This window comes from Pseudomonas sp. LBUM1666, from assembly GCF_059695775.1.
Window position 1 is genome coordinate 4,944,576 of sequence record NZ_CP166789.1, and the last position, 19,673, is coordinate 4,964,248.

24 protein-coding genes and 1 pseudogene are annotated in these 19,673 nt (G+C 58.4%); 9 read left to right on the top strand and 16 right to left on the bottom strand.

The window, feature by feature from the left end; all coding sequences use genetic code 11:
- Positions 1-108: 108 nt before the first annotated feature.
- Complete coding sequence (locus ACA056_RS22710) at positions 109-2,010, bottom strand: potassium transporter Kup (protein WP_497267936.1); 1,902 nt, start codon at positions 2,008-2,010, stop codon at positions 109-111.
- A gap of 448 nt (positions 2,011-2,458) precedes the next feature.
- Here ACA056_RS22710 and rimO point away from each other — a divergent pair, with 448 nt between their 5' ends.
- The 6 genes from rimO to tsaA all read left to right on the top strand — a co-directional run bounded on the left by rimO (position 2,459) and on the right by tsaA (position 7,648).
- Positions 2,459-3,796, top strand: coding sequence for a 30S ribosomal protein S12 methylthiotransferase RimO (gene rimO / locus ACA056_RS22715; protein ID WP_064676142.1), 1,338 nt, complete (start codon positions 2,459-2,461; stop codon positions 3,794-3,796).
- Positions 3,797-3,908: 112 nt separating this feature from the next.
- Positions 3,909-4,382 carry a GNAT family N-acetyltransferase gene (locus ACA056_RS22720; protein WP_497267938.1) on the top strand — a complete coding sequence of 158 codons (474 nt, stop codon included), beginning with the start codon at positions 3,909-3,911 and terminating at the stop codon, positions 4,380-4,382.
- A gap of 218 nt (positions 4,383-4,600) precedes the next feature.
- Complete coding sequence (locus tag ACA056_RS22725; RefSeq protein WP_008153970.1) at positions 4,601-5,311, top strand: rRNA pseudouridine synthase; 711 nt, start codon at positions 4,601-4,603, stop codon at positions 5,309-5,311.
- 75 nt (positions 5,312-5,386) lie between these two features.
- A complete protein-coding gene (locus tag ACA056_RS22730) occupies positions 5,387-5,857 on the top strand; it encodes a YehS family protein (RefSeq protein WP_150654848.1) in 471 nt (156 codons plus the stop codon).
- 136 nt (positions 5,858-5,993) lie between these two features.
- Positions 5,994-6,764: an SDR family oxidoreductase gene (locus ACA056_RS22735; RefSeq protein ID WP_497267941.1), complete on the top strand. Its 771-nt coding sequence runs from the start codon at positions 5,994-5,996 to the stop codon at positions 6,762-6,764.
- A 185-nt stretch (positions 6,765-6,949) separates the two neighbouring features.
- Entirely contained in the window at positions 6,950-7,648 is a 699-nt protein-coding gene (gene tsaA, locus ACA056_RS22740) for a tRNA (N6-threonylcarbamoyladenosine(37)-N6)-methyltransferase TrmO (protein ID WP_497267943.1), read from the top strand.
- Between the two features lie 132 nt (positions 7,649-7,780).
- On the opposite strand, the gene fpr is transcribed toward tsaA, so the two are convergent.
- Positions 7,781-8,560 carry a ferredoxin-NADP reductase gene (gene fpr / locus ACA056_RS22745; RefSeq protein ID WP_030127957.1) on the bottom strand — a complete coding sequence of 260 codons (780 nt, stop codon included), beginning with the start codon at positions 8,558-8,560 and terminating at the stop codon, positions 7,781-7,783.
- Positions 8,561-8,710: 150 nt separating this feature from the next.
- Between fpr and ACA056_RS22750 the strand changes: the two genes are divergently transcribed.
- Positions 8,711-9,637, top strand: coding sequence for a LysR family transcriptional regulator (locus ACA056_RS22750; protein ID WP_008153977.1), 927 nt, complete (start codon positions 8,711-8,713; stop codon positions 9,635-9,637).
- Here ACA056_RS22750 and ACA056_RS22755 read toward each other — a convergent pair.
- From ACA056_RS22755 to ACA056_RS22765, 3 genes are all read right to left on the bottom strand, one after another.
- Positions 9,634-9,996, bottom strand: coding sequence for a diacylglycerol kinase (locus ACA056_RS22755; RefSeq protein ID WP_008010143.1), 363 nt, complete (start codon positions 9,994-9,996; stop codon positions 9,634-9,636). The two genes, ACA056_RS22750 and ACA056_RS22755, sit on opposite strands and share 4 nt — an antisense overlap.
- Before the next feature lie 79 nt (positions 9,997-10,075).
- Entirely contained in the window at positions 10,076-10,723 is a 648-nt protein-coding gene (erdR, locus tag ACA056_RS22760) for a response regulator transcription factor ErdR (RefSeq protein ID WP_497267946.1), read from the bottom strand.
- 240 nt (positions 10,724-10,963) lie between these two features.
- Positions 10,964-11,722: a tRNA-uridine aminocarboxypropyltransferase gene (locus ACA056_RS22765; protein ID WP_497267948.1), complete on the bottom strand. Its 759-nt coding sequence runs from the start codon at positions 11,720-11,722 to the stop codon at positions 10,964-10,966.
- 188 nt (positions 11,723-11,910) lie between these two features.
- On the opposite strand from ACA056_RS22765, the gene ACA056_RS22770 reads away from it, so the two are divergent.
- Positions 11,911-12,336 carry a PA3611 family quorum-sensing-regulated virulence factor gene (locus tag ACA056_RS22770; protein WP_008153984.1) on the top strand — a complete coding sequence of 142 codons (426 nt, stop codon included), beginning with the start codon at positions 11,911-11,913 and terminating at the stop codon, positions 12,334-12,336.
- On the opposite strand, the gene ACA056_RS22775 is transcribed toward ACA056_RS22770, so the two are convergent.
- Positions 12,337-12,531, bottom strand: coding sequence for a hypothetical protein (locus ACA056_RS22775; protein ID WP_095128071.1), 195 nt, complete (start codon positions 12,529-12,531; stop codon positions 12,337-12,339).
- Positions 12,532-12,905: 374 nt separating this feature from the next.
- Between ACA056_RS22775 and ACA056_RS22780 the strand changes: the two genes are divergently transcribed.
- A complete protein-coding gene (locus tag ACA056_RS22780; protein WP_497267951.1) occupies positions 12,906-14,024 on the top strand; it encodes an LOG family protein in 1,119 nt (372 codons plus the stop codon).
- 42 nt (positions 14,025-14,066) lie between these two features.
- Here ACA056_RS22780 and recX read toward each other — a convergent pair whose 3' ends face one another.
- From recX to ACA056_RS22830, 10 genes and pseudogenes are all read right to left on the bottom strand, one after another.
- Positions 14,067-14,534, bottom strand: coding sequence for a recombination regulator RecX (recX, locus tag ACA056_RS22785; protein WP_046046277.1), 468 nt, complete (start codon positions 14,532-14,534; stop codon positions 14,067-14,069).
- 8 nt (positions 14,535-14,542) lie between these two features.
- The gene (gene recA, locus ACA056_RS22790; RefSeq protein WP_007907270.1) at positions 14,543-15,595 is read right to left on the bottom strand and encodes a recombinase RecA; all 1,053 of its coding nucleotides are present in this window, start codon (positions 15,593-15,595) and stop codon (positions 14,543-14,545) included.
- 83 nt (positions 15,596-15,678) lie between these two features.
- Complete coding sequence (locus ACA056_RS22795; RefSeq protein WP_497267954.1) at positions 15,679-16,179, bottom strand: CinA family protein; 501 nt, start codon at positions 16,177-16,179, stop codon at positions 15,679-15,681.
- Positions 16,180-16,259: 80 nt separating this feature from the next.
- Positions 16,260-16,367: pseudogene (locus ACA056_RS22800) on the bottom strand (lysis protein); the annotation flags it as partial.
- 13 nt (positions 16,368-16,380) lie between these two features.
- Positions 16,381-16,944: a glycoside hydrolase family 19 protein gene (locus ACA056_RS22805; RefSeq protein ID WP_497267956.1), complete on the bottom strand. Its 564-nt coding sequence runs from the start codon at positions 16,942-16,944 to the stop codon at positions 16,381-16,383.
- On the bottom strand, positions 16,941-17,147 hold the full coding sequence (locus ACA056_RS22810; RefSeq protein WP_497267958.1) for a hypothetical protein: 207 nt from the start codon (positions 17,145-17,147) through the stop codon (positions 16,941-16,943). Before ACA056_RS22810 ends, ACA056_RS22805 begins: the two co-directional genes overlap by 4 nt.
- Before the next feature lie 17 nt (positions 17,148-17,164).
- A complete protein-coding gene (locus tag ACA056_RS22815) occupies positions 17,165-17,512 on the bottom strand; it encodes a phage holin family protein (RefSeq protein ID WP_008154001.1) in 348 nt (115 codons plus the stop codon).
- A 130-nt stretch (positions 17,513-17,642) separates the two neighbouring features.
- Positions 17,643-18,224, bottom strand: a complete 582-nt coding sequence (locus ACA056_RS22820) for a DUF642 domain-containing protein (RefSeq protein ID WP_497267960.1) — start codon at positions 18,222-18,224, stop codon at positions 17,643-17,645.
- A gap of 7 nt (positions 18,225-18,231) precedes the next feature.
- Entirely contained in the window at positions 18,232-18,420 is a 189-nt protein-coding gene (locus ACA056_RS22825) for a Com family DNA-binding transcriptional regulator (RefSeq protein ID WP_497267962.1), read from the bottom strand.
- A gap of 494 nt (positions 18,421-18,914) precedes the next feature.
- Positions 18,915-19,649, bottom strand: coding sequence for a LexA family transcriptional regulator (locus tag ACA056_RS22830; protein ID WP_033053549.1), 735 nt, complete (start codon positions 19,647-19,649; stop codon positions 18,915-18,917).
- Positions 19,650-19,673 lie beyond the last annotated feature (24 nt).

The window sequence follows — 19,673 nt, forward strand, 5'->3', positions numbered from 1 at the left end:
TGCACCGTCCTGATAAGAAGCCAGAAGGTGTAAACCTTATTCAGGACGAGACACCGGTCACAAAAAAGCCCCCGCCGCCTTACGGCAACGGGGGCTTTTTGTTGTGGCTTACATCTCTACCTGCGTCCCCAGCTCAATCACCCGGTTCAGCGGCAGATTGAAGAACCGCAAATTACCGTTGGCGTTCTGCAACATGAAGGCGAACAGCGCCTCACGCCAGCGTGCCATGCCTTCGAGCTTGGAAGCGATGACCGTCTCGCGGCTGAGGAAGTAGGTAGTGCGCATTGGGCTGAAGTCCAGGTCATCGAGATGACACAGTTTCAGCGCTTGCGGCACGTCCGGCTCGTCGACGAAGCCGAAGTGCAGGATCACCCGGAAGAACCCCTCGCCGTAGGAATCCACCTCGAAACGCCGTGATGCCGGCACCCTCGGGATGTCTTCGTACACCACCGTCAGCAGCACCACTTGCTCGTGCAGCACCTGGTTATGCAGCAGGTTGTGCAACAGCGCATGGGGCACGGCGTCCGGGCGCGCGGTCAGAAACACGGCGGTGCCCTGAACGCGATGCGGCGGTTGCACGGCGATGCTGCTGATGAAGATCGGCAACGGCAATCCACCTTCATCGAGACGATCGACCAGCAATTGCTTGCCGCGTTTCCAGGTGGTCATCAGCACAAACAGCACGATACCGGCGATCACCGGGAACGCCCCACCCTGAATGATTTTCGGCACGTTGGCAGCGAAGTACAGACCGTCCACCAAGAGGAATCCGAGCAACAGCGGAACCGCGAGGACCGGAGGCCATTTCCACAGCAGCAATATCACCGCCGACACCAGGATGGTGGTCATCAGCATCGTGCCCGTCACGGCCACACCGTAAGCCGCAGCCAGCGCGCCGGAGGACTCGAAGCCCAGCACCAACAGGATGACGCCGACCATCAGCGCCCAGTTCACCGCGCCGATGTAGATCTGGCCTTGTTCGGCACTGGAGGTGTGCTGAATGTGCATGCGCGGTATGTAACCGAGCTGAATCGCCTGACGAGTCAGGGAGAACGCACCGGAAATCACCGCCTGAGAAGCAATGACCGTGGCCAGGGTCGACAACCCCACCAACGGAATCAGCGCCCAGCTCGGTGCCAACAAGTAGAACGGGTTGCGAGCGGCTTCCGGGTCACCGAGCAGCAACGCGCCTTGACCGAAGTAGTTCAGCACCAGCGCCGGCAGCACGAGGATGAACCAGGCGCGAGCGATCGGCTTGCGACCGAAGTGCCCCATGTCGGCGTACAGCGCTTCGGCGCCGGTCAGTGCCAGCACCACCGCGCCGAGGATCGCCACACCCATGCCCGGGTGCACGATGAAGAAGCGCACGCCCCACACCGGGTTCATCGCCTGCAACACTTCCGGGTGCTGCATGATCCCGTAGACGCCCAGCGCCCCCAGCACCACAAACCAGGTCACCATGATCGGTCCGAACAGAATGCCGATTCGCGCGGTACCGTGACTCTGAATCAGGAACAGCGCCACCAGCACGACCAACGACAGCGGCACCACCCAATGGTCGATACCCTCGAATGCCAGCCCCAATCCTTCAATCGCCGAGAGCACGGAAATCGCCGGGGTGATCATACTGTCGCCGTAAAATAACGCCGCACCGATCAGCCCGCAGACCACCAGCAACCCCCTCAACTTCGGATGCCCGGCCGCCGCCCGCCGGGCCAGTGCGGTCAAGGCCATGATCCCGCCTTCGCCCTGGTTGTCGGCACGCAGCACGAACAGCACATATTTGATTGAGACAACCCATATCAGCGACCAGAAAATCAGCGCCAGAATCCCGAACACGCCGTCATGGTCGACCGGTACACCATAGTGCCCGGAAAACACTTCTTTGAGGGTGTACAGCGGGCTTGTGCCGATATCGCCATAAACCACCCCGACCGCCGCGACCAGCATGCCGATCGGCTTTGCCGCAGAATGCTCGGCACCCGCTGCCTGACTACTTGCCTGACCCATCCAACACTCCTACTACTCAGACCCGGACTTCTTATAAGAAGCACTATGCTTTGTCGTGCAGCATGCGCTGTTTTACTTCACGTTACAGACGTTTTGTTGACTGTAAAAAATCGGTAAAGCGTAAAGGCGCGAAGCATAGCGCAGCACTCGTCGTATTTCCCTGCATAAAGCTGGTCAAGTGCGCCTCTCATCGCTAGAATTGCGCACTTTTTGATCAGAGGCGCAGAAAACGTCCTGTCTCGCGAATCACTGCTGCTTTTTGACGGCGCCTGTTGTCGCCATGCTGCGTTGCCGCTTCTCGCCATAGCCAGCTATGACTCGGCGCGGCGCCTTGCCTGGCAACAACAGTCACTCGTCAAAAAACAGCGTATTCACGAGACAGGACGTAAGCGCCCGTCTGTCGCCTTGCCGTCTTCGGCTGGAGGCGTCACAAATACCGAGGTTAGACATGTCCACCACTCCTGCGCCGGCCAATCCAAAGGTTGGCTTCGTATCCCTGGGTTGCCCCAAAGCACTGGTCGACTCCGAGCGCATCCTTACCCAGCTGCGCATGGAAGGCTATGACGTTGTGTCCACTTATCAGGACGCTGATGTCGTGGTGGTCAACACCTGCGGCTTCATCGACTCTGCCAAGGCTGAGTCTTTGGAAGTGATCGGCGAAGCCATCAAGGAAAACGGCAAGGTCATCGTGACCGGCTGCATGGGCGTCGAAGAAGGCAACATTCGCAAGGTGCATCCAAGTGTGCTGGCCGTGACCGGTCCGCAGCAGTACGAGCAAGTGGTCAACGCCGTGCACGACGCCGTGCCGCCGCGTCAGGATCACAACCCGCTGATCGACCTGGTACCGCCGCAGGGGATCAAACTGACCCCGCGCCACTACGCCTACCTTAAGATTTCCGAAGGCTGCAACCACAGCTGCAGCTTCTGCATCATCCCGTCGATGCGCGGCAAACTGGTCAGCCGTCCGGTCGGTGATGTATTGGACGAGGCTCAGCGCCTGGTCAAGGCCGGCGTCAAAGAGCTGCTGGTGATCTCCCAGGACACCAGCGCCTACGGCGTCGACGTGAAATACCGCACCGGTTTCTGGAACGGCGCGCCGGTGAAAACCCGCATGACCGAACTCTGCGAAGCCCTGAGCACCCTCGGCGTCTGGGTGCGTCTGCACTACGTTTACCCGTACCCGCACGTCGACGAGCTGATCCCGCTGATGGCCGCCGGGAAAATCCTGCCGTACCTGGACATCCCGTTCCAGCACGCCAGCCCGAAAGTCCTGAAAGCGATGAAACGCCCGGCCTTCGAAGACAAGACTCTGGCGCGCATCAAGAACTGGCGCGAGATCTGCCCGGACTTGATCATCCGCTCGACCTTCATCGTCGGCTTCCCGGGCGAAACCGAAGAAGACTTCCAATACCTGCTGAACTGGCTGACCGAAGCGCAACTCGATCGCGTCGGCTGCTTCCAGTATTCGCCAGTCGAAGGCGCACCGGCCAACCTGCTGGACGCGGCCATCGTGCCGGACGACGTCAAGCAGGACCGTTGGGACCGCTTCATGGCGCACCAACAGGCCATCAGCTCGGCGCGCCTGCAAATGCGCGTCGGCCGTGAAATCGAAGTGCTGGTCGATGAAGTCGACGAGCAAGGCGCGGTCGGCCGCTGCTTCTTCGATGCCCCGGAAATCGACGGCAACGTGTTCATCGACAACGGCAGCAACCTGAAACCAGGCGATAAAGTCTGGTGCAAAGTGACCGACGCCGACGAATACGACCTGTGGGCTGAACAGATCTAAACGCAAAAAATACGAAAAGCCCCGCTCTCTTGACGAGATGCGGGGCTTTTTTACGTCTATCGTTTTGTGAGGAACGGATTCTCGACATTCACAGGAAAAGGGGCAGCCGGCCATGCGCCAACATTCGGTCATCCACACGCCGAAACAGAGCGACTACCAAGAACTCACTCAAGTCTGGGAAGCCTCGGTGCGCGCCACCCATGACTTTCTGCCGGACAGCTACATCGACCTGCTGAAGAATCTGGTGCTGACCCGCTACCTCGATGCGGTGATGCTGATCTGCATCAAAGACCCGCGCCAGCGCATCACCGGGTTCGCCGGGGTCGCGGCGGGCAAGATCGAAATGCTCTTCATCGACCCGGCTCACCGCGGCCAGGGCTTAGGCAAGCAGTTGCTGCGCTATGCCATGGAACACCTGAATGCCGATGAACTGGACGTCAACGAGCAGAACCCGCAAGCCCTGGGTTTCTACTTCAAACAGGGCTTCGAAGTGATCGGTCGTTCGGAAGTCGATGGCATGGGCCAGCCTTATCCGCTGCTGCACATGCGCCTGCGGCAAAACCAGCAACATTCACAGCATGGCTGACACAACACGGATCAAGTGTGGGAGTGAGCCGGCTCCGGGCGGCGTTCCGACGATAGCGGTGTGTCATTCAACAGATAAATTGACTGAACTATCGCTATCGTCGGAACGCCGCCCGGAGCCGGCTCACTCCCACAAAAAGCCGAACCTCGCAAATGGACCCGCGATTAACCGGCGCCAGGCAGGTACAATGCCCACCCCTTTTTTGTTACGGCCCTGTCATGACTGACCCGATTCGTCTCTCCAAACGCCTCATCGAACTCGTCGGCTGTTCCCGTCGGGAGGCTGAGCTGTTCATCGAGGGCGGCTGGGTCACCGTGGACGGTGAAGTCATCGACGAGCCGCAGTTCAAGGTCGAGAACCAGAAAGTCGAGCTTGATCCAGAAGCCAAGGCCACTGCGCCGGAACCGGTGACCATCCTGCTGAACGTGCCCGTGGGCATGGATGCGGAAACGGCCATGGCAACGATCAGCGCCGAGACCTTGAGCGAAGAACACCGCTTCAGCAAACGTCCGCTCAAGGGCCACTTCCTGCGGCTGACTGCCAGCACCGACCTGCAGGCCAACGCCAGCGGTCTTCTGGTGTTCACCCAGGACTGGAAGATCCTGCGCAAGCTCACTGCCGACTCCGCCAAGATCGAGCAAGAGTATGTGGTCGAAGTTGAAGGCGACATGGTGGCTCATGGCCTCAACCGCCTGAACCACGGGCTGACCTACAAAGGCAAGGAACTGCCGCCGGTCAAAGCCAGCTGGCAGAACGAAAACCGCCTGCGTTTTGCGATGAAGAACCCACAACCGGGCGTCATCGCCCTGTTCTGCCAGGCCGTAGGCCTGAAGGTTGTCGCCATCCGCCGCATCCGCATTGGCGGCGTGTCCATCGGCAAAGTGCCGTTGGGGCAATGGCGTTACCTGTCCGGCAAAGAGAAGTTCTAAGACTTTTCACGCCGCCACACATATTGGCGCCGCTGTTTATGCGGCGCCCACTGCTGAATATCAGGATTGCACACCATGATTCATAACGACGTACTGCGCAGCGTGCGCTACATGCTGGACATCAGCGACAAGAAAGTCATCGAGATCATCAAGCTCGGCGGCATGGACGTGACCCTGGAAGACCTGGTGACGTACCTCGACAAAAAAGAGGAAGACGAGGAAGGCTTCGTACGCTGCCCGGATGAGGTCATTGCGCATTTCCTCGATGGCCTGGTGATCTTCAAGCGCGGCAAGGACGAAAGCCGTCCGCCGCAGCCGATCGAAGTGCCGGTGACCAACAACATCATCCTGAAGAAACTGCGTGTGGCTTTCGAACTGAAAGAAGACGACATGCACGCGATCCTCAAGGCCTCCGAGTTCCCGGTGTCCAAGCCTGAGCTGAGCGCGCTGTTCCGCAAGTTCGGCCACACCAACTACCGCCCGTGCGGCGACCAGTTGCTGCGCAACTTCCTCAAGGGCCTGACCCTGCGCGTTCGCCCGCAATAAGTGCCCGCCGGCCTTGAGCTGCGAACCTGCAGCTCAAGGTCAGGCTGTATAGACCCTCATTCCTCGCAAAAATAGTGGCTCCGCTTCTGGCGGCTGACGACTAGGGTGTATTGACCCTCAGCTCTCAGGACTCGCCATGCACCCGTACTTTTCCCTGCAAGGCCGCACCGCTCTGGTGACCGGCGGCACCCGTGGTATCGGCAAAATGATCGCCAAGGCTTATGTCGAGGCTGGCGCCACCGTGTATGTCTGCGCCCGGGATGCCGAAGCCTGTCAGCAAACGGCTGATGAACTGAGCGCATTCGGTCGTTGCCACGGAGTGGCGGCCAACCTGGCCACCGAAGAAGGCGTACTTGAGCTGGCTACGCGACTGGGCGAGCAGATCACTCATCTGGATATTCTGGTGAACAACGCAGGCACCACGTGGGGCGCGCCGCTGGAGAGCTACCCTGTCAAGGGCTGGGAAAAGGTCATGCAGCTGAACGTGACCTCGGTGTTCAACTGCATTCAGCAGTTTTTGCCGCTGCTGCGCAAGGCCGGTTCGGCAGCGAATCCGGCGCGGATCATCAACATCGGCTCGGTGGCGGGGATTTCTTCCTTTGGTGAACAGGCTTATGCCTACGGGCCGAGTAAAGCTGCCTTACATCAACTGTCGCGGATTCTGGCGCGGGAGCTGGTGAGCCAGCACATCAACGTCAACGTCATCGCACCGGGGCGTTTTCCGAGCAAGATGACGCAGCACATCGGCAATGATGAGCAGGCGTTGGCCGACGACACGGCGTTGATTCCAATGAAACGCTGGGGCCGGGAGGAAGAGATGGCGGCGCTGGCGATCAGCCTGGCGAGTACGGCGGGGGCTTATATGACCGGGAATATCATTCCGCTGGATGGCGGGTTCAGTCTCTAAAGTCGGCGGTGCGGCCATCGCGAGCAAGCTCGCTCCCACAGGGATTTTCTGTGTTCACAAAATCTGTGACCGACCGAGATCTACTGTGGGAGCGAGCCTGCTCGCGAAGGCGTCCTCACAGCCGCCCCGATGCAGTGGTCGATCGGGTTATCATGCCCACCCTCACCCCGCCTCGACCCCAAACCATGACCTACAGCGTTTCCCCCATCGGCTTTGTGCGCTCCTGTTTCAAGGAGAAGTTCGCCATCCCGCGCCAGCCACAACTGGCCCCGGCCGCTCGCGGCGTGCTGGAACTGGTGGCGCCGTTCGATCAGGGCGATGCGGTGCAAGGTCTGGAACAGGTCAGCCACGTGTGGCTGCTGTTCCTGTTTCACCAGGCCCTGGAAGAAAAGCCACGGCTGAAAGTCCGCCCTCCTCGTCTCGGCGGTAACAAATCCATGGGTGTGTTCGCCACCCGCGCGACCCATCGGCCCAATGGCATCGGCCAATCCGTGGTGAAGCTGGACAAGGTTGAAGCCAATCGCCTGTGGATATCCGGCATCGACCTGCTGGACGGCACGCCGATTCTCGACATCAAACCCTACGTGCCTTACGCCGACATCATTGATACGGCCTCCAACAGCATCGCCAGCGCTGCGCCGCAGTTGATTCCCGTGCAGTGGACGGACTCAGCGCTGCAACAGGCTCACGGCCATGCTCAGCGCCTTGAAGAACCGCTGGTGGAGTTGATCGAGCAATGCCTGGCACAAGACCCACGTCCGGCGTACCAGATTCCTACACCCGAACGGGAATACGGCGCGCAGTTCTGGGACCTGGACGTGCGCTGGCACTATCCCGAGGCGGGTGTGATCCGCGTACTTGAAGTCATTCCCGCAAAAGCCTGAACGCCAGAAACCACTGTGGGAGCGAGCCTGCTCGCGAAGGCGGTATGACAGTCAACTTCAATGTCGACTGACACACCGCCTTCGCGAGCAGGCTCGCTCCCACAGAGAAAGCAAAGCCGTCAGGCGTTGTGTTTACTTCTCGACGAACGCACGCTCGATCAGGTAATCACCCGGCTCACGCATCCGCGGTGACACTTTAAGGCCGAAGCTGTTCAACACTTCGCTGGTCTCGTCGAGCATGCTCGGGCTGCCACACAGCATGGCGCGGTCGTCTTGCGGGTTGATCGGTGGCAGACCGATGTCGCTGAACAGCTTGCCGCTGCGCATCAGGTCGGTCAGGCGACCTTCGTTCTCGAACGGCTCTCGGGTCACGGTCGGGTAGTAGATCAACTTGTCACTCAGGGCCTCGCCGAAGAACTCGTTCTGCGGCAGGTGCTCGGTGATGAACTCGCGGTAAGCGACTTCGTTGACGTAACGTACGCCGTGGCACAGGATCACTTTTTCGAAACGCTCGTAGGTTTCCGGGTCCTGGATGACGCTCATGAACGGCGCCAGACCGGTACCGGTGCTGAGCAGGTACAAATGTTTGCCAGGCTTCAAGTCATCCAGCACCAGCGTGCCGGTAGGCTTCTTGCTGATGATGATCTCGTCGCCTTCCTTCAGATGCTGCAGCTGGGAAGTCAGCGGGCCATCAGGCACCTTGATGCTGAAGAACTCGAGATGCTCTTCCCAGTTCGGGCTGGCAATCGAGTAAGCGCGCATGAGCGGCCGGCCGTTGGGCTGTTGCAGGCCGATCATCACGAACTGACCGTTCTCGAAGCGCAGGCCCGGATCGCGGGTGCACTTGAAGCTGAACAGAGTGTCGTTCCAGTGATGAACACTGAGGACACGCTCGTGGTTCATGTTGCTCATGTACGTGGGACTCCTGGAGATTTGGTCTGCGCGTGCTCTGCGCCTGCTCTGCGAAAAATGAGCTGCTGTGCGCAATTGCATCGCATTCTAATGGCAGCGACAATATCTGTTAACTGGATTATTAAGATAAGGGTTATCGGTTATATCGATATGCGATTTACTCTCCGTCAACTTCAAGTATTCGTCGCCGTCGCCCAGCAGGAAAGCGTATCCCGTGCTGCGGGTCTGCTCAACCTCTCGCAATCGGCGGCGAGCACCTCGATCACCGAGCTAGAGCGTCAGTCCAGCTGTCAGCTGTTCGACCGCGCCGGCAAACGGCTGAGCCTCAACGCCCTCGGCAAACAGCTGCTGCCGCAAGCGGTGGCGCTGCTCGACCAGTCCAAAGAAATCGAAGACTTGCTCAATGGCAAGTCGGGATTCGGCTCTCTGGCGGTCGGCGCGACCCTGACCATCGGCAATTACTTGGCCACCTTGCTGATCGGCAGCTTCATGCAGCGTCATCCGGAAAGCCAGGTGAAGCTGCACGTGCAAAACACTGCCAACATTGTGCAGCAGGTCGCCCACTATGAAATTGATCTGGGTCTAATCGAAGGTGACTGCAGCCATCCGGACATCGAAGTGCAGAGCTGGGTCGAGGATGAACTGGTGGTGTTCTGCGCGCCCCAGCATCCACTGGCCAAGCGCGGCACGGCGACCATGGAAGAGCTGACCCACGAGGCCTGGATTCTGCGGGAACAGGGCTCTGGCACGCGACTGACCTTTGACCAGGCCATGCGTCACCATCGCAGTTCGCTGAATATCCGGCTGGAACTGGAACACACCGAAGCGATCAAGCGTGCGGTGGAGTCCGGGTTGGGGATTGGCTGCATTTCTCGCCTGGCACTGCGCGACGCTTTCCGTCGCGGCAGCTTGGTGCCCGTAGAGACACCGGATCTGGATCTGGCGCGGCAGTTCTATTTCATCTGGCACAAACAGAAATATCAGACGTCGGCGATGCGTGAATTCCTCGACCTGTGTCGCGCTTTCACCGCCGGGGTTCAGCGCAGCGACGAGATCGTTCTGCCCACCATCGCTTAAAGCAGGATGACTGCCCAGACCAGCGCGATCATGCTCAAGGCGACGAACTGAGCGGCGCTGCCCATGTCCTTGGCGTTCTTGGACAGCGGGTGCAATTCAAGGGAAATGCGGTCGATGGCCGCTTCCACTGCCGAATTGAGCAATTCGACAATCAATGCCAGCAGACACACTGCAATCAACAACGCCTGCTCGACACGACTGACGTTCAGGAAGAACGACAGCGGGATCAATATCACGTTGAGCAATACCAATTGCCGAAAGGCCGCTTCGCCGGTAAAGGCTGCGCGCAGACCGTCCAGCGAATAACCGGAGGCGTTGAGGATGCGTTTGAGGCCGGTTTGGCCTTTGAAAGGTGACATAAAGTAGGCAACTGACCAAAAAGGAAGTGGGAAAGCTAGAGTAAGCAAAGTCAAAAAAGCGTGAACGAGCCGCGCCTGATTAGCTCGAAATTGACTCAAGCTGTTGCAGAAGCAACGCCGCCTGGGTCCGAGTCCGTACATTCAGCTTGCGAAAAATCGCCGTCACGTGGGCCTTGATCGTCGCTTCGGAAACGCTCAGCTCGTAGGCAATCTGCTTATTCAACAAGCCTTCACAGACCATGGTCAGAACACGAAACTGCTGAGGCGTCAGGCTCGCAAGGCCTTCGCTGGCGGCCTTCGCTTCGGCGGAAACGCTGACCGCCTCGAACGCCTGGGGCGGCCAGAACACATCACCATCGAGCACCGCGCGTACGGCTTTCTGGATGACGCTCAGATCACTGGATTTTGGGATGAAGCCGCTGGCGCCGAATTCACGGGACTTGACCATTATCGAGGCTTCTTCCTGGGCCGACACCATGACCACCGGAATCTGCGGATACTGACCGCGCAGCAACACCAGCCCTGAAAAACCGTAGGCCCCCGGCATGTTCAGATCCAGCAGCACCAGATCCCAGTCGGACTTCTCGTCCAGACGGGTTTCCAGCTCGGCAATGCTTGCCACTTCCACCAGACGGGCTTCCGGGCCCAGGCCCAGGGTCAACGCTTGATGCAGGGCGCTACGAAAAAGAGGGTGGTCATCGGCAATCAGGATTTCGTATGTGGCCATTTTTCAAATGATCCTGTTTTTTATGGGACGCCCGATGCATTCAGGCCTCACCAAAACAACTCGAGGTACAGCCACGGAGCTGTACCAACAGGGCACGTTCAACGCCAATCACGTGGCTCTTCACGTAAAAAATTCGGCGTATCAAACTTGGCCGCGCCCTAATCGGCGCCAAGCATGCCCAGCGAAGTCGGGGTGGTCAAGGTGCATGGCCAGTACAGTTCTTTGCAGTATGGGCGACAATCAGCTCAGGGCAGACGCAACGTTCTCAACGAAGGGCATCAGCTCGGCGTGTGCCGGTGTTGAAACATTCATTTCAAGCTGATGTTTGGCATCGAGGTAATGTTGGCTGAACACGTCGAAATAAGCGTCCAGTGCCGACGCAGCCTCGGTATCACCCGCCAAATCGAGACACAACGCCGCCACTTCGGCTGTGCATAAATGCTCGCTGCGGGTCGATCGGCGCAACCGGTACCGCGACAACTTCTCGGGCAACAGGCTCAGGATCGGAAGCCGATCAAAGTAGGGGCTTTTGCGGAAAATCTTCCGGGCTTCTGTCCAGGTGGCATCCAGCAGAATGAACAGCGGACGCCTCGAACTGTCGGCATCGACGCTGTTTGTGACACGCTCGGGTTCGACGTACTCACCCGGAAACACCAGATAGGGCTGCCATTGCGGATCGGCGAGCAGCGCCAGCAATTGCTCATCAACCTCCGTACGCGACCAGATGAATGCATGGTTGTCGCGTACCACATCGGCGATCAGCCAACCGGTGTTGCTCGGCTTGAACACTTCCTTGTTGGTCATGATCAGGCACACGCCAGAGCGGGCCTCGACTTGCGGGCGCCAGGCGCACAGGCAGTGGCTCTCGATCACGCGGCAGGCTCGGCAACGCGGTGCCCTCCAGCCTCGGGCCTGAATCGGCTTGATGCCCTCTTCCTCTCGCTCATCGCGCAAGCGGGCTACTGCGTTTGCAGCAAAGCGTGGGGTTGAAGGGTTCATCGCAGGCAACGCCGGCAGGGGAAGAAAATCGACACGAAAAACACTCGGCAGGGCAGAAAGTGGGGCAGTTTATCAGAGCAGCCGGCGCAAGCCTGTACCGTCCAGGCCTCGTCCCCTATAATTCGCCGCCACTGAACGCACAGTCATGTGACGGGTCGAACCACCAGTCACTGAACCAGGAGAGTTTCATGCTGCGCCTTATCGTTCCCACCGCTGCCATTTTGCTGGCGTCGTCCTTCAGCGCTCAGGCTGCTTCCTTGAGTGAGCAGAATCTCAACAGAGAGCTGCGAAACGTCGCCACACAAAGCAGTGTTGGTACTCCACGGGCGATCAACGAAGACATTCTTGATCAGGGCTACACCGTCGAAGGCAACACGCTGATCAACCATCTAAGCGTACAAAGCAGCCACGCCAACAAGATGCGTGCCGACCCGAAAGCCGTGTATTTCCAGCTTGGCGCCTCTGTATGCAACAACCCATCGTTCCGCAAACTGATGGCCAAGGGTGCGGTCATGCGTTACGACTTCACTGAGGTGAAGACCAACCGCTCAGTCGGCTCCGCCAGCTATCAGGAATCGGACTGCCCGAAAGCGGCTCCGGCCAAGAAGAAGTAATCATCGGGAAGTGGCGCGCCGCTGTTCATCCTCGGCGCGCAGTTCTGCCAACAACGCCTGCAAATAACGTGAACGTCGGTCGGCCCCCTCCAGACGCCGGCAGCACTCTTCTTCGAGACTCAAATGATTGGTCTCGGCTGATGATTTCAGTAATCGATACAGTTGCGTATCGATCTCCAGAATGACTCTGGCCATAGCTTCCCGCCTCCCGCCTCCCTGCACCTCGCCCTTGCTTGAGAGCGATAAGATCCTTGAACCGCTTGTGCCGTACGTCCTCCTTTGACGCAAAGTTGTCGTGTCGTGCCTGTAATTTAGTAAATCAGACTGTCGGACACTCGCCTTGCGTTCAGACGAGCGGTGTAAGCACCTTGCAAATCGCCAATAAGCGGTTGCCAGGAAAGACTTTGCGGCGCAATGATCAAGTCAGCGAAAATCTCCGCGAGGGTCTAGATTCATAGTGTTCACGTTTACTTTTCAGGGCAGGAAAGGGGCTGCCCATTGCGCGTCTTGTTGTGCGAATGTTTCCTTCACCCAAGGGAAAAACAGAGCCTGTATGGAAGGAGAAGTTGATGCCTTACCAACCGAATGACCTCCTGAGCCGTCATTTTGAAGAAAGCGGCCACGACCTCATCAGCAAGGTCGAAGAGCAACTCAATCTGGTTTCACCCAACAGCCCGAACATCCCGATCTACCGCGACATGATCCTGACCGTGCTGCGCATGGCCCAGGAAGATCACAACCGCTGGAATGCCAAGATTACCCTTCAAGCCCTGCGTGAACTGGAGCACGCTTTCCGTGCTCTGGAGCAATTCAGGGGGCGGCGCAAGGTCACCGTTTTTGGCTCGGCCCGAACACCTATAGAACATCCGCTATACGGTCTGGCCCGGGAACTTGGCGCCACGCTGGCGCGCTCAGACCTGATGGTCATCACCGGTGCCGGTGGTGGCATCATGGCGGCGGCCCACGAAGGTGCTGGCCTGGCACACAGTTTGGGATTCAATATCACCCTGCCCTTCGAGCAGCATGCCAATCCCACCGTGAATGGCACCACCAATCTGCTGCCCTTTCACTTCTTCTTTACCCGCAAGCTGTTCTTCGTCAAGGAAGCCGATGCGCTGGTCCTGTGCCCTGGCGGTTTCGGTACCCTGGATGAAGCGCTGGAAGTGCTGACACTGATCCAGACTGGCAAAAGCCCGCTGGTGCCCGTGATATTGCTGGACGCTCCCGGCGGCAAGTTCTGGCAAGGTGCGCTGGACTTCATCCACCATCAACTGGAGGAAAATCGCTACATCCTGCCGACCGATATGAAACTCGTGAGTCTGGTCTACAGCGCGGAAGAGGCTGTGGAGCAGATCAACCAGTTCTACAGCAACTTCCACTCCAGCCGCTGGCTCAAGCATCAATTCGTGATCCGCATGAATCACAAGCTCAGCGACCAGGCGCTCGAACACATGCAGGAGGCATTTGCCGACCTGTGCCTGAGCGATCATTTCCATCAACATGCTTACAGCGGAGAGGAACACGACGAACCGCAGTTCAGCCACCTGGCGCGACTCGCTTTCACCTTCAACGCCCGTGATCATGGACGCCTGCGGGAACTGGTGGACTACATCAACCTGCCGGAAAACTGGGCGCAAGCCCAACCCCAGGCGCAACAGCGCTCGCGGGAACCGTCCAAGGTTACGTAAGCAAAAAAAACGGCCCGCTATCGAAATAGCGAGCCGTTTCAATCAGTCGTCCATCCCTCGGCCGCTGAACAAGCGGCTGATCATTTCCATGGAATATCCCCGATAACTCAGGAACCTGCCTTGTTTGGCACGTTCCCGGGCGTCTATCGGTAAATGCCCGGAAAACTTTCGCCGCCAGGTGTCTTCCAGTTGTTCCTGCCAGTTGATACCGCTCTCGCGTAAAGCGAGTTCGATATCGGTACGTTGCAGGCCGCGCTGGCTCAACTCTTCGCGAATACGCAAAGGGCCATAACCGGAACGGGAACGGTAGGAAACAAAGCTTTCGAGATAACGGGATTCGGACAGCAGGCCTTCTTCCGTCAAGCGGTCGAGTGCCGTGTCGATCATTTCAGGGAGGGCGCCGCGTTGACGCAGTTTGCGCGTCAACTCGACTCGACCGTGCTCGCGTCGTGCGAGCAGGTCCATGGCGGTTCGCCGCACCGCGACGAGTGTATCGAGTACGGCGGTCATCGGATCAATCAGATATCAGCGTCAGCCAGGTCATCAGCAGTCTCTTTGACTGGCGATGCTTTGACGTCCGGCGCTGGGGTCAGCAGTTTGTCACGCAACTGCTTCTCGAGCTTCGCGGCGATTTCCGGATTGTCTGCCAGGAACTTGGCCGAGTTGGCCTTGCCCTGACCGATCTTGGTGCCTTCATAGGCGTACCAGGCACCGGACTTCTCGACAAAACCGTGCAGAACACCCAGGTCGATCATCTCACCGTTAAGGTAGATGCCCTTGCCGTAAAGAATCTGGAACTCGGCCTGACGGAACGGCGAAGCCACTTTGTTCTTCACAACCTTGACGCGGGTTTCGCTACCGACAACCTCGTCACCTTCTTTCACCGCGCCAGTACGGCGGATGTCCAGACGAACCGAAGCGTAGAACTTCAGCGCGTTACCACCGGTGGTGGTTTCCGGGCTGCCGAACATCACGCCGATTTTCATACGGATCTGGTTGATGAAGATAACCAGGCAGTTGGCGTTCTTGATGTTACCGGTGATTTTACGCAGCGCCTGGGACATCAGACGGGCTTGCAGGCCCACGTGCATGTCACCCATTTCGCCTTCGATTTCAGCCTTTGGAACCAGAGCTGCCACGGAGTCGACGATGATCACGTCAACCGCGTTGGAACGCACCAGCATGTCGGTGATTTCCAGGGCTTGCTCGCCGGTGTCCGGCTGCGAAACCAGCAGGTCGTCGACGTTGACGCCCAGTTTGCCAGCGTATTCAGGGTCGAGGGCGTGCTCGGCGTCGACGAATGCGCAGGTCGCGCCGGCTTTTTGAGCCTGAGCGATCACCGACAGTGTCAGCGTGGTTTTACCGGAGGATTCAGGACCGTAGATTTCAACGATACGGCCTTTTGGCAGACCACCAATGCCGAGCGCGATGTCCAGACCCAGAGAGCCAGTGGAGATAGCCGGGATCGCCTGACGGTCCTGATCGCCCATACGCATTACGGCACCCTTGCCGAATTGACGTTCGATCTGACCCAGGGCCGCAGCCAAGGCTTTCTTCTTGTTGTCGTCCATTAAAGTCCTCACGTAATCAATAAGGCCTGACGGCCAACACCTGTATAAGTAGCCAGTATTATTCCACAGCGTTTCAGGATCGCCTACCCCTGATTTGAGATTTCTCCAGCGGCATGGCGCAGCAGCCCCTCTAGCGCGGCCTTCACCGTTTGTCGGCGGACCTCGTCACGGTTGCCGGGAAAGTACTGCACCTCGCTGAACACCTGTTCACCAACGCCCCAGGCCAGCCACACGGAGCCCACCGGCTTGCTCGGCGAACCGCCATCCGGTCCCGCCACACCGCTGACCGCCACGGCAAATCGCGCCCGGCTTTTCTCCTGCGCGCCTCGGACCATGGCCTCGACGACCTCGCGACTGACCGCCCCCACCGTCGAAAACAACTCGACCGGGACATTCAATTGCTCGGTTTTCTGGCGGTTGGAGTAAGTGACATAACCGGCCTCAAACCACGCCGAACTCCCCGGAATCCGGGTGATCGCCTCGCTGATCCCGCCGCCGGTGCAGGACTCGGCGGCGGTAACGTGGGCATTGAGAACCTGCAAGCGCCTGCCAAGTTCAGCGGCCAGTTGGGTGATTTCTTTCACGGTCATCTCCTGAGCAAGCGGAATGAGAACTACCGTACACGACCGTAACGCGCTTGCAAGGCGCAGGATCGATCAAAATGTTAGCGAGCGAGGGCTCTGATATAAGCCTGACAGGCCTGCAAGGCAATCAGTCCGCGGTCGCCGGCGTCGGTGATGGCGACAATTCGTTGAGCATGCGCCGGGTCAGTCGAGCGCGCGGGATCAAACCGAAGGCTGGCATAACACCGCCCTCGCCCGCGCCCAGAGTTGCAAGCGATCCTGCAAACCGTTCAGGCCGCCGTTGATGCGGCGGGTGATGCTGTTGAACTGATCGCGGTCGGCCAGTTCGTTGAAGCCATTTTGCTCCCAGAACCACGCGGCCGATTCGGCTGCCCACCGGGCCTTTTCCAGAAGTCCTGGCAAAAACAGTAAACGATCATCACCAAAGAGTCCGAGACTGCACTGACGGTAATTGTCGCGACCAGTGATCTGAATCAGGCCTCGTCCACGGTATTTTTGACCGTCGCCGTCGGGCTCTGGCGTATTACCCAGGCGCACAGCCAGTGCGCCAGTGTCGTATTCGCTCAAGTATTGAGCGCTGCCCAACTCACGCACGTACTGTAACTGCCCCGACTCGTGACCGACTTGCGCAAGGAACGCAGCGATGCGTTTCGGGGTGTTGATGTTCCGGTGGATCATGGCGGTGTTGAGTGCAGAGATGAAAACGCCCGCTTGGGAGCGGGCGTTGGGCATAACGATCTGTAGTTGTTGCTGCGTAACGGTCATATAGCCTCCAGAATGCCGGCGGCGACACGATCGGCAAGACTTGGGCAGTGATCACGTAATTGAGTGATCAGCGGGGTGATCTTCATGGTGTTTTCACCGGGCAATAAAAAACCCGCTTGTTGGCGGGTTTGAGTGAAAGGTACTGGCCTTGGGAAACCCGCGTCCTTGCGGGTCGGATGCCGGTCGGCACCGCTGTTCGCCATTCCATTGGGCTTTTTGTTCAGTGGTCTTGGCGGCTATCTCGCGGCGGCACTTCGCAAACGCCAATCCGCTTGGCCGCCCAACGTTCATAAAGGCCAATGGCAACATCTGCCCCGGCCATCGCCGTCAGGCAACCGAACGCGCAAGCCGTCCAGATCGACACGCCGGCGGCATACAGCAGCATGATTGCCGAGACCCCGCAGACCATGCAGGCCCCGGATCGCAAGGCCAGGCGCCGCAGCAATGACCAGCCGCGAGCGCCCTCCTTGTCGGCCCGCCACATTTCGCCAGACACCCCACCCACCAGGGCGAGAACGATGACCAGCCAGATAGGCATATCCAGCAACGCTTGTTGCTCGTTTGTCATGTCACGCCTCCTGGGGATGATTAATGAGTAATGGGATGGTGTGTTTCGGATGCAGCCTTGGTGATCAGCAGTCGCCGCTCAAGCGCAGAGAAACGACTGCAAGTCCTGTTGATGGCAGGCGACCAGGGGGTTAAATAGGCTCAACGATTACGTTGTCGATGAAGGCAAAGTTGGCGTACGGGTTCTGCTCGTTGGAGAAGGCCAGGGTCGTTTGAGCCGTGGTGGCAGTGAAGTCGTACGTGATGGTGCTCCACTCGACTGTTCCACCGTTAGCGGACGGGGTGTTGAAGGTGGCGGTTTGCCCCGCCACTTTCACCTGGATGACACCGTCGCCGGAGCGACTGGCATAGCGCGAATTACCCGCACTGAAGGTCAATCGGTAATTGGCGCCGACCGTGGTGGCAAAGTTCTGCTGAATGCCGCCGCCGTTGCCATAAACGTTGTTGGCCAAGTCGACAATCACAATGCCATCCGCGGCGACAGAGCCGCCGATCGAGGCGGGCATATTGAAGTACTCGGCACCGGACAGAAACGTCGTCCAACCTGTGATGAAGTTGGCTTTCTGCGTGGTATCCAGTATGCAACTACCGCTGCAGCCTGGCTGTTCAAAGCTGCCGTTGACCAAAAGGTTGGCGGCAACAGCGTTGCCCCCAGCGCAGAGCAGAGCAGCGGACAGCAACAGCGGGGCAACATATTTCTTGAAACCGTTCATGGTTCACCTATTGAGTTAATTGAGTTATTTGCGCTGCTGATGCAGCGCTCATGTCGCTCACAGGCGATCGCTCGAGGCTCGTTGCCTTCACATGATTCAGCGTCCCGCATCGGGAACATTTGATCTGGAGCTCGATGTACTCACCCACTCGGGCGAGAAGTCTTTTGCACTGCCCACATCTGCAATCTTTCAACATCGAGATGCCTCCTGGCTTCTGCCGAATCCTTTCTGTAGTTGAGGTTGATAAACCTCGGACGAGGTGGGTATTCCAAAAAGCCCGGCGCTAACCGGGCTTTTCAGAATGCGGTCCTTCGCATTGACCTTTCGGCGCTACTGGCGCGGTACGGATCGATTCACATTGTTTTTCCGACCGCGGTCCCTGCCCGCCGGATAACTGTTTGTGGTGCTTTACGCTGCACACCCGGGTCAGTTGCCAACCCTCTGAACCGTTGAGGCCGGTTCATCGCTGCCTTTGTGGTGGAACTAAAGAGCTTCGTTTCGAGCTGCTTTGTTGAGCGGCTTGAGACAAAGAATATGCATGGATGCATATACAGTCAATGCGTTAATGCATTTATTTATGCACATGTAATGCGTAAACGCATGAAAGTCCCGCAGACAAAGGCGCTGACAGCTTTTCGGCAGGCGAAAAAAAACCCGCTCGGTGGCGGGTTTTATCTGTCAGCGGTGAGGTTAACGGGCGTACATGCCCCACCAGAAGACGTGACCTAGGATGACAATCTGCTCTTCCTGGATTTCCTGGAAAGTGTAGTCCTCGTCCGGATGTTCATCGCGATTGAAGCTGCGCAGGCGTATCCCGGTAGGCAGGCGATACAGCTGTTTCACCCGCAGCTGGCCGTTGTGGTTGATGGCATAAAGGTCGCCATCCACGATATCGCCGATCCCGCACTTGCCGGCATTAACGCCGACGGTGGCGCCGTCGCGCAGTACCGGCAACATACTGTTGCCGCGCACCGTCACGCATTTGGCCTGGTCGAATTGAACGCCGTTGTGGCGCAGACTCCGCTTGCCGAAGCGCAGGCTAGAGCGTTCGCTCTCTTCGATGACGAACCTTCCTGATCCTGCAGCCAATTCAACCTCGCGAAGAAAGGGGACCGATACCTCGTCATCATCGACGGGCGTATCGTCGTCCCACAGACTTATGTCCTTGAGTTCCGAATGCAATTGATCGCGCCCGGTGCTGGCTGCCGGCGCGACATCCGCACGGCCCCGCAACTGGTCGGTGCTGACGGCGAAGTACTCGGCGATCTTCGAGATGTGTTTATCCGAGGGATCGACGATCTTCCCGCTGAGGATCCGCGAGAGAGTGGATTGAGGCACGCCGGTGCGACGGTGAAGCTCCGTGGGGGAGATCCCGTGCTGATCGAGCAGCGCTCTTAATACGGTAGAAACATTGCGTTTTTGCATAAAGCGCATAGTGCTTGTTCTTTT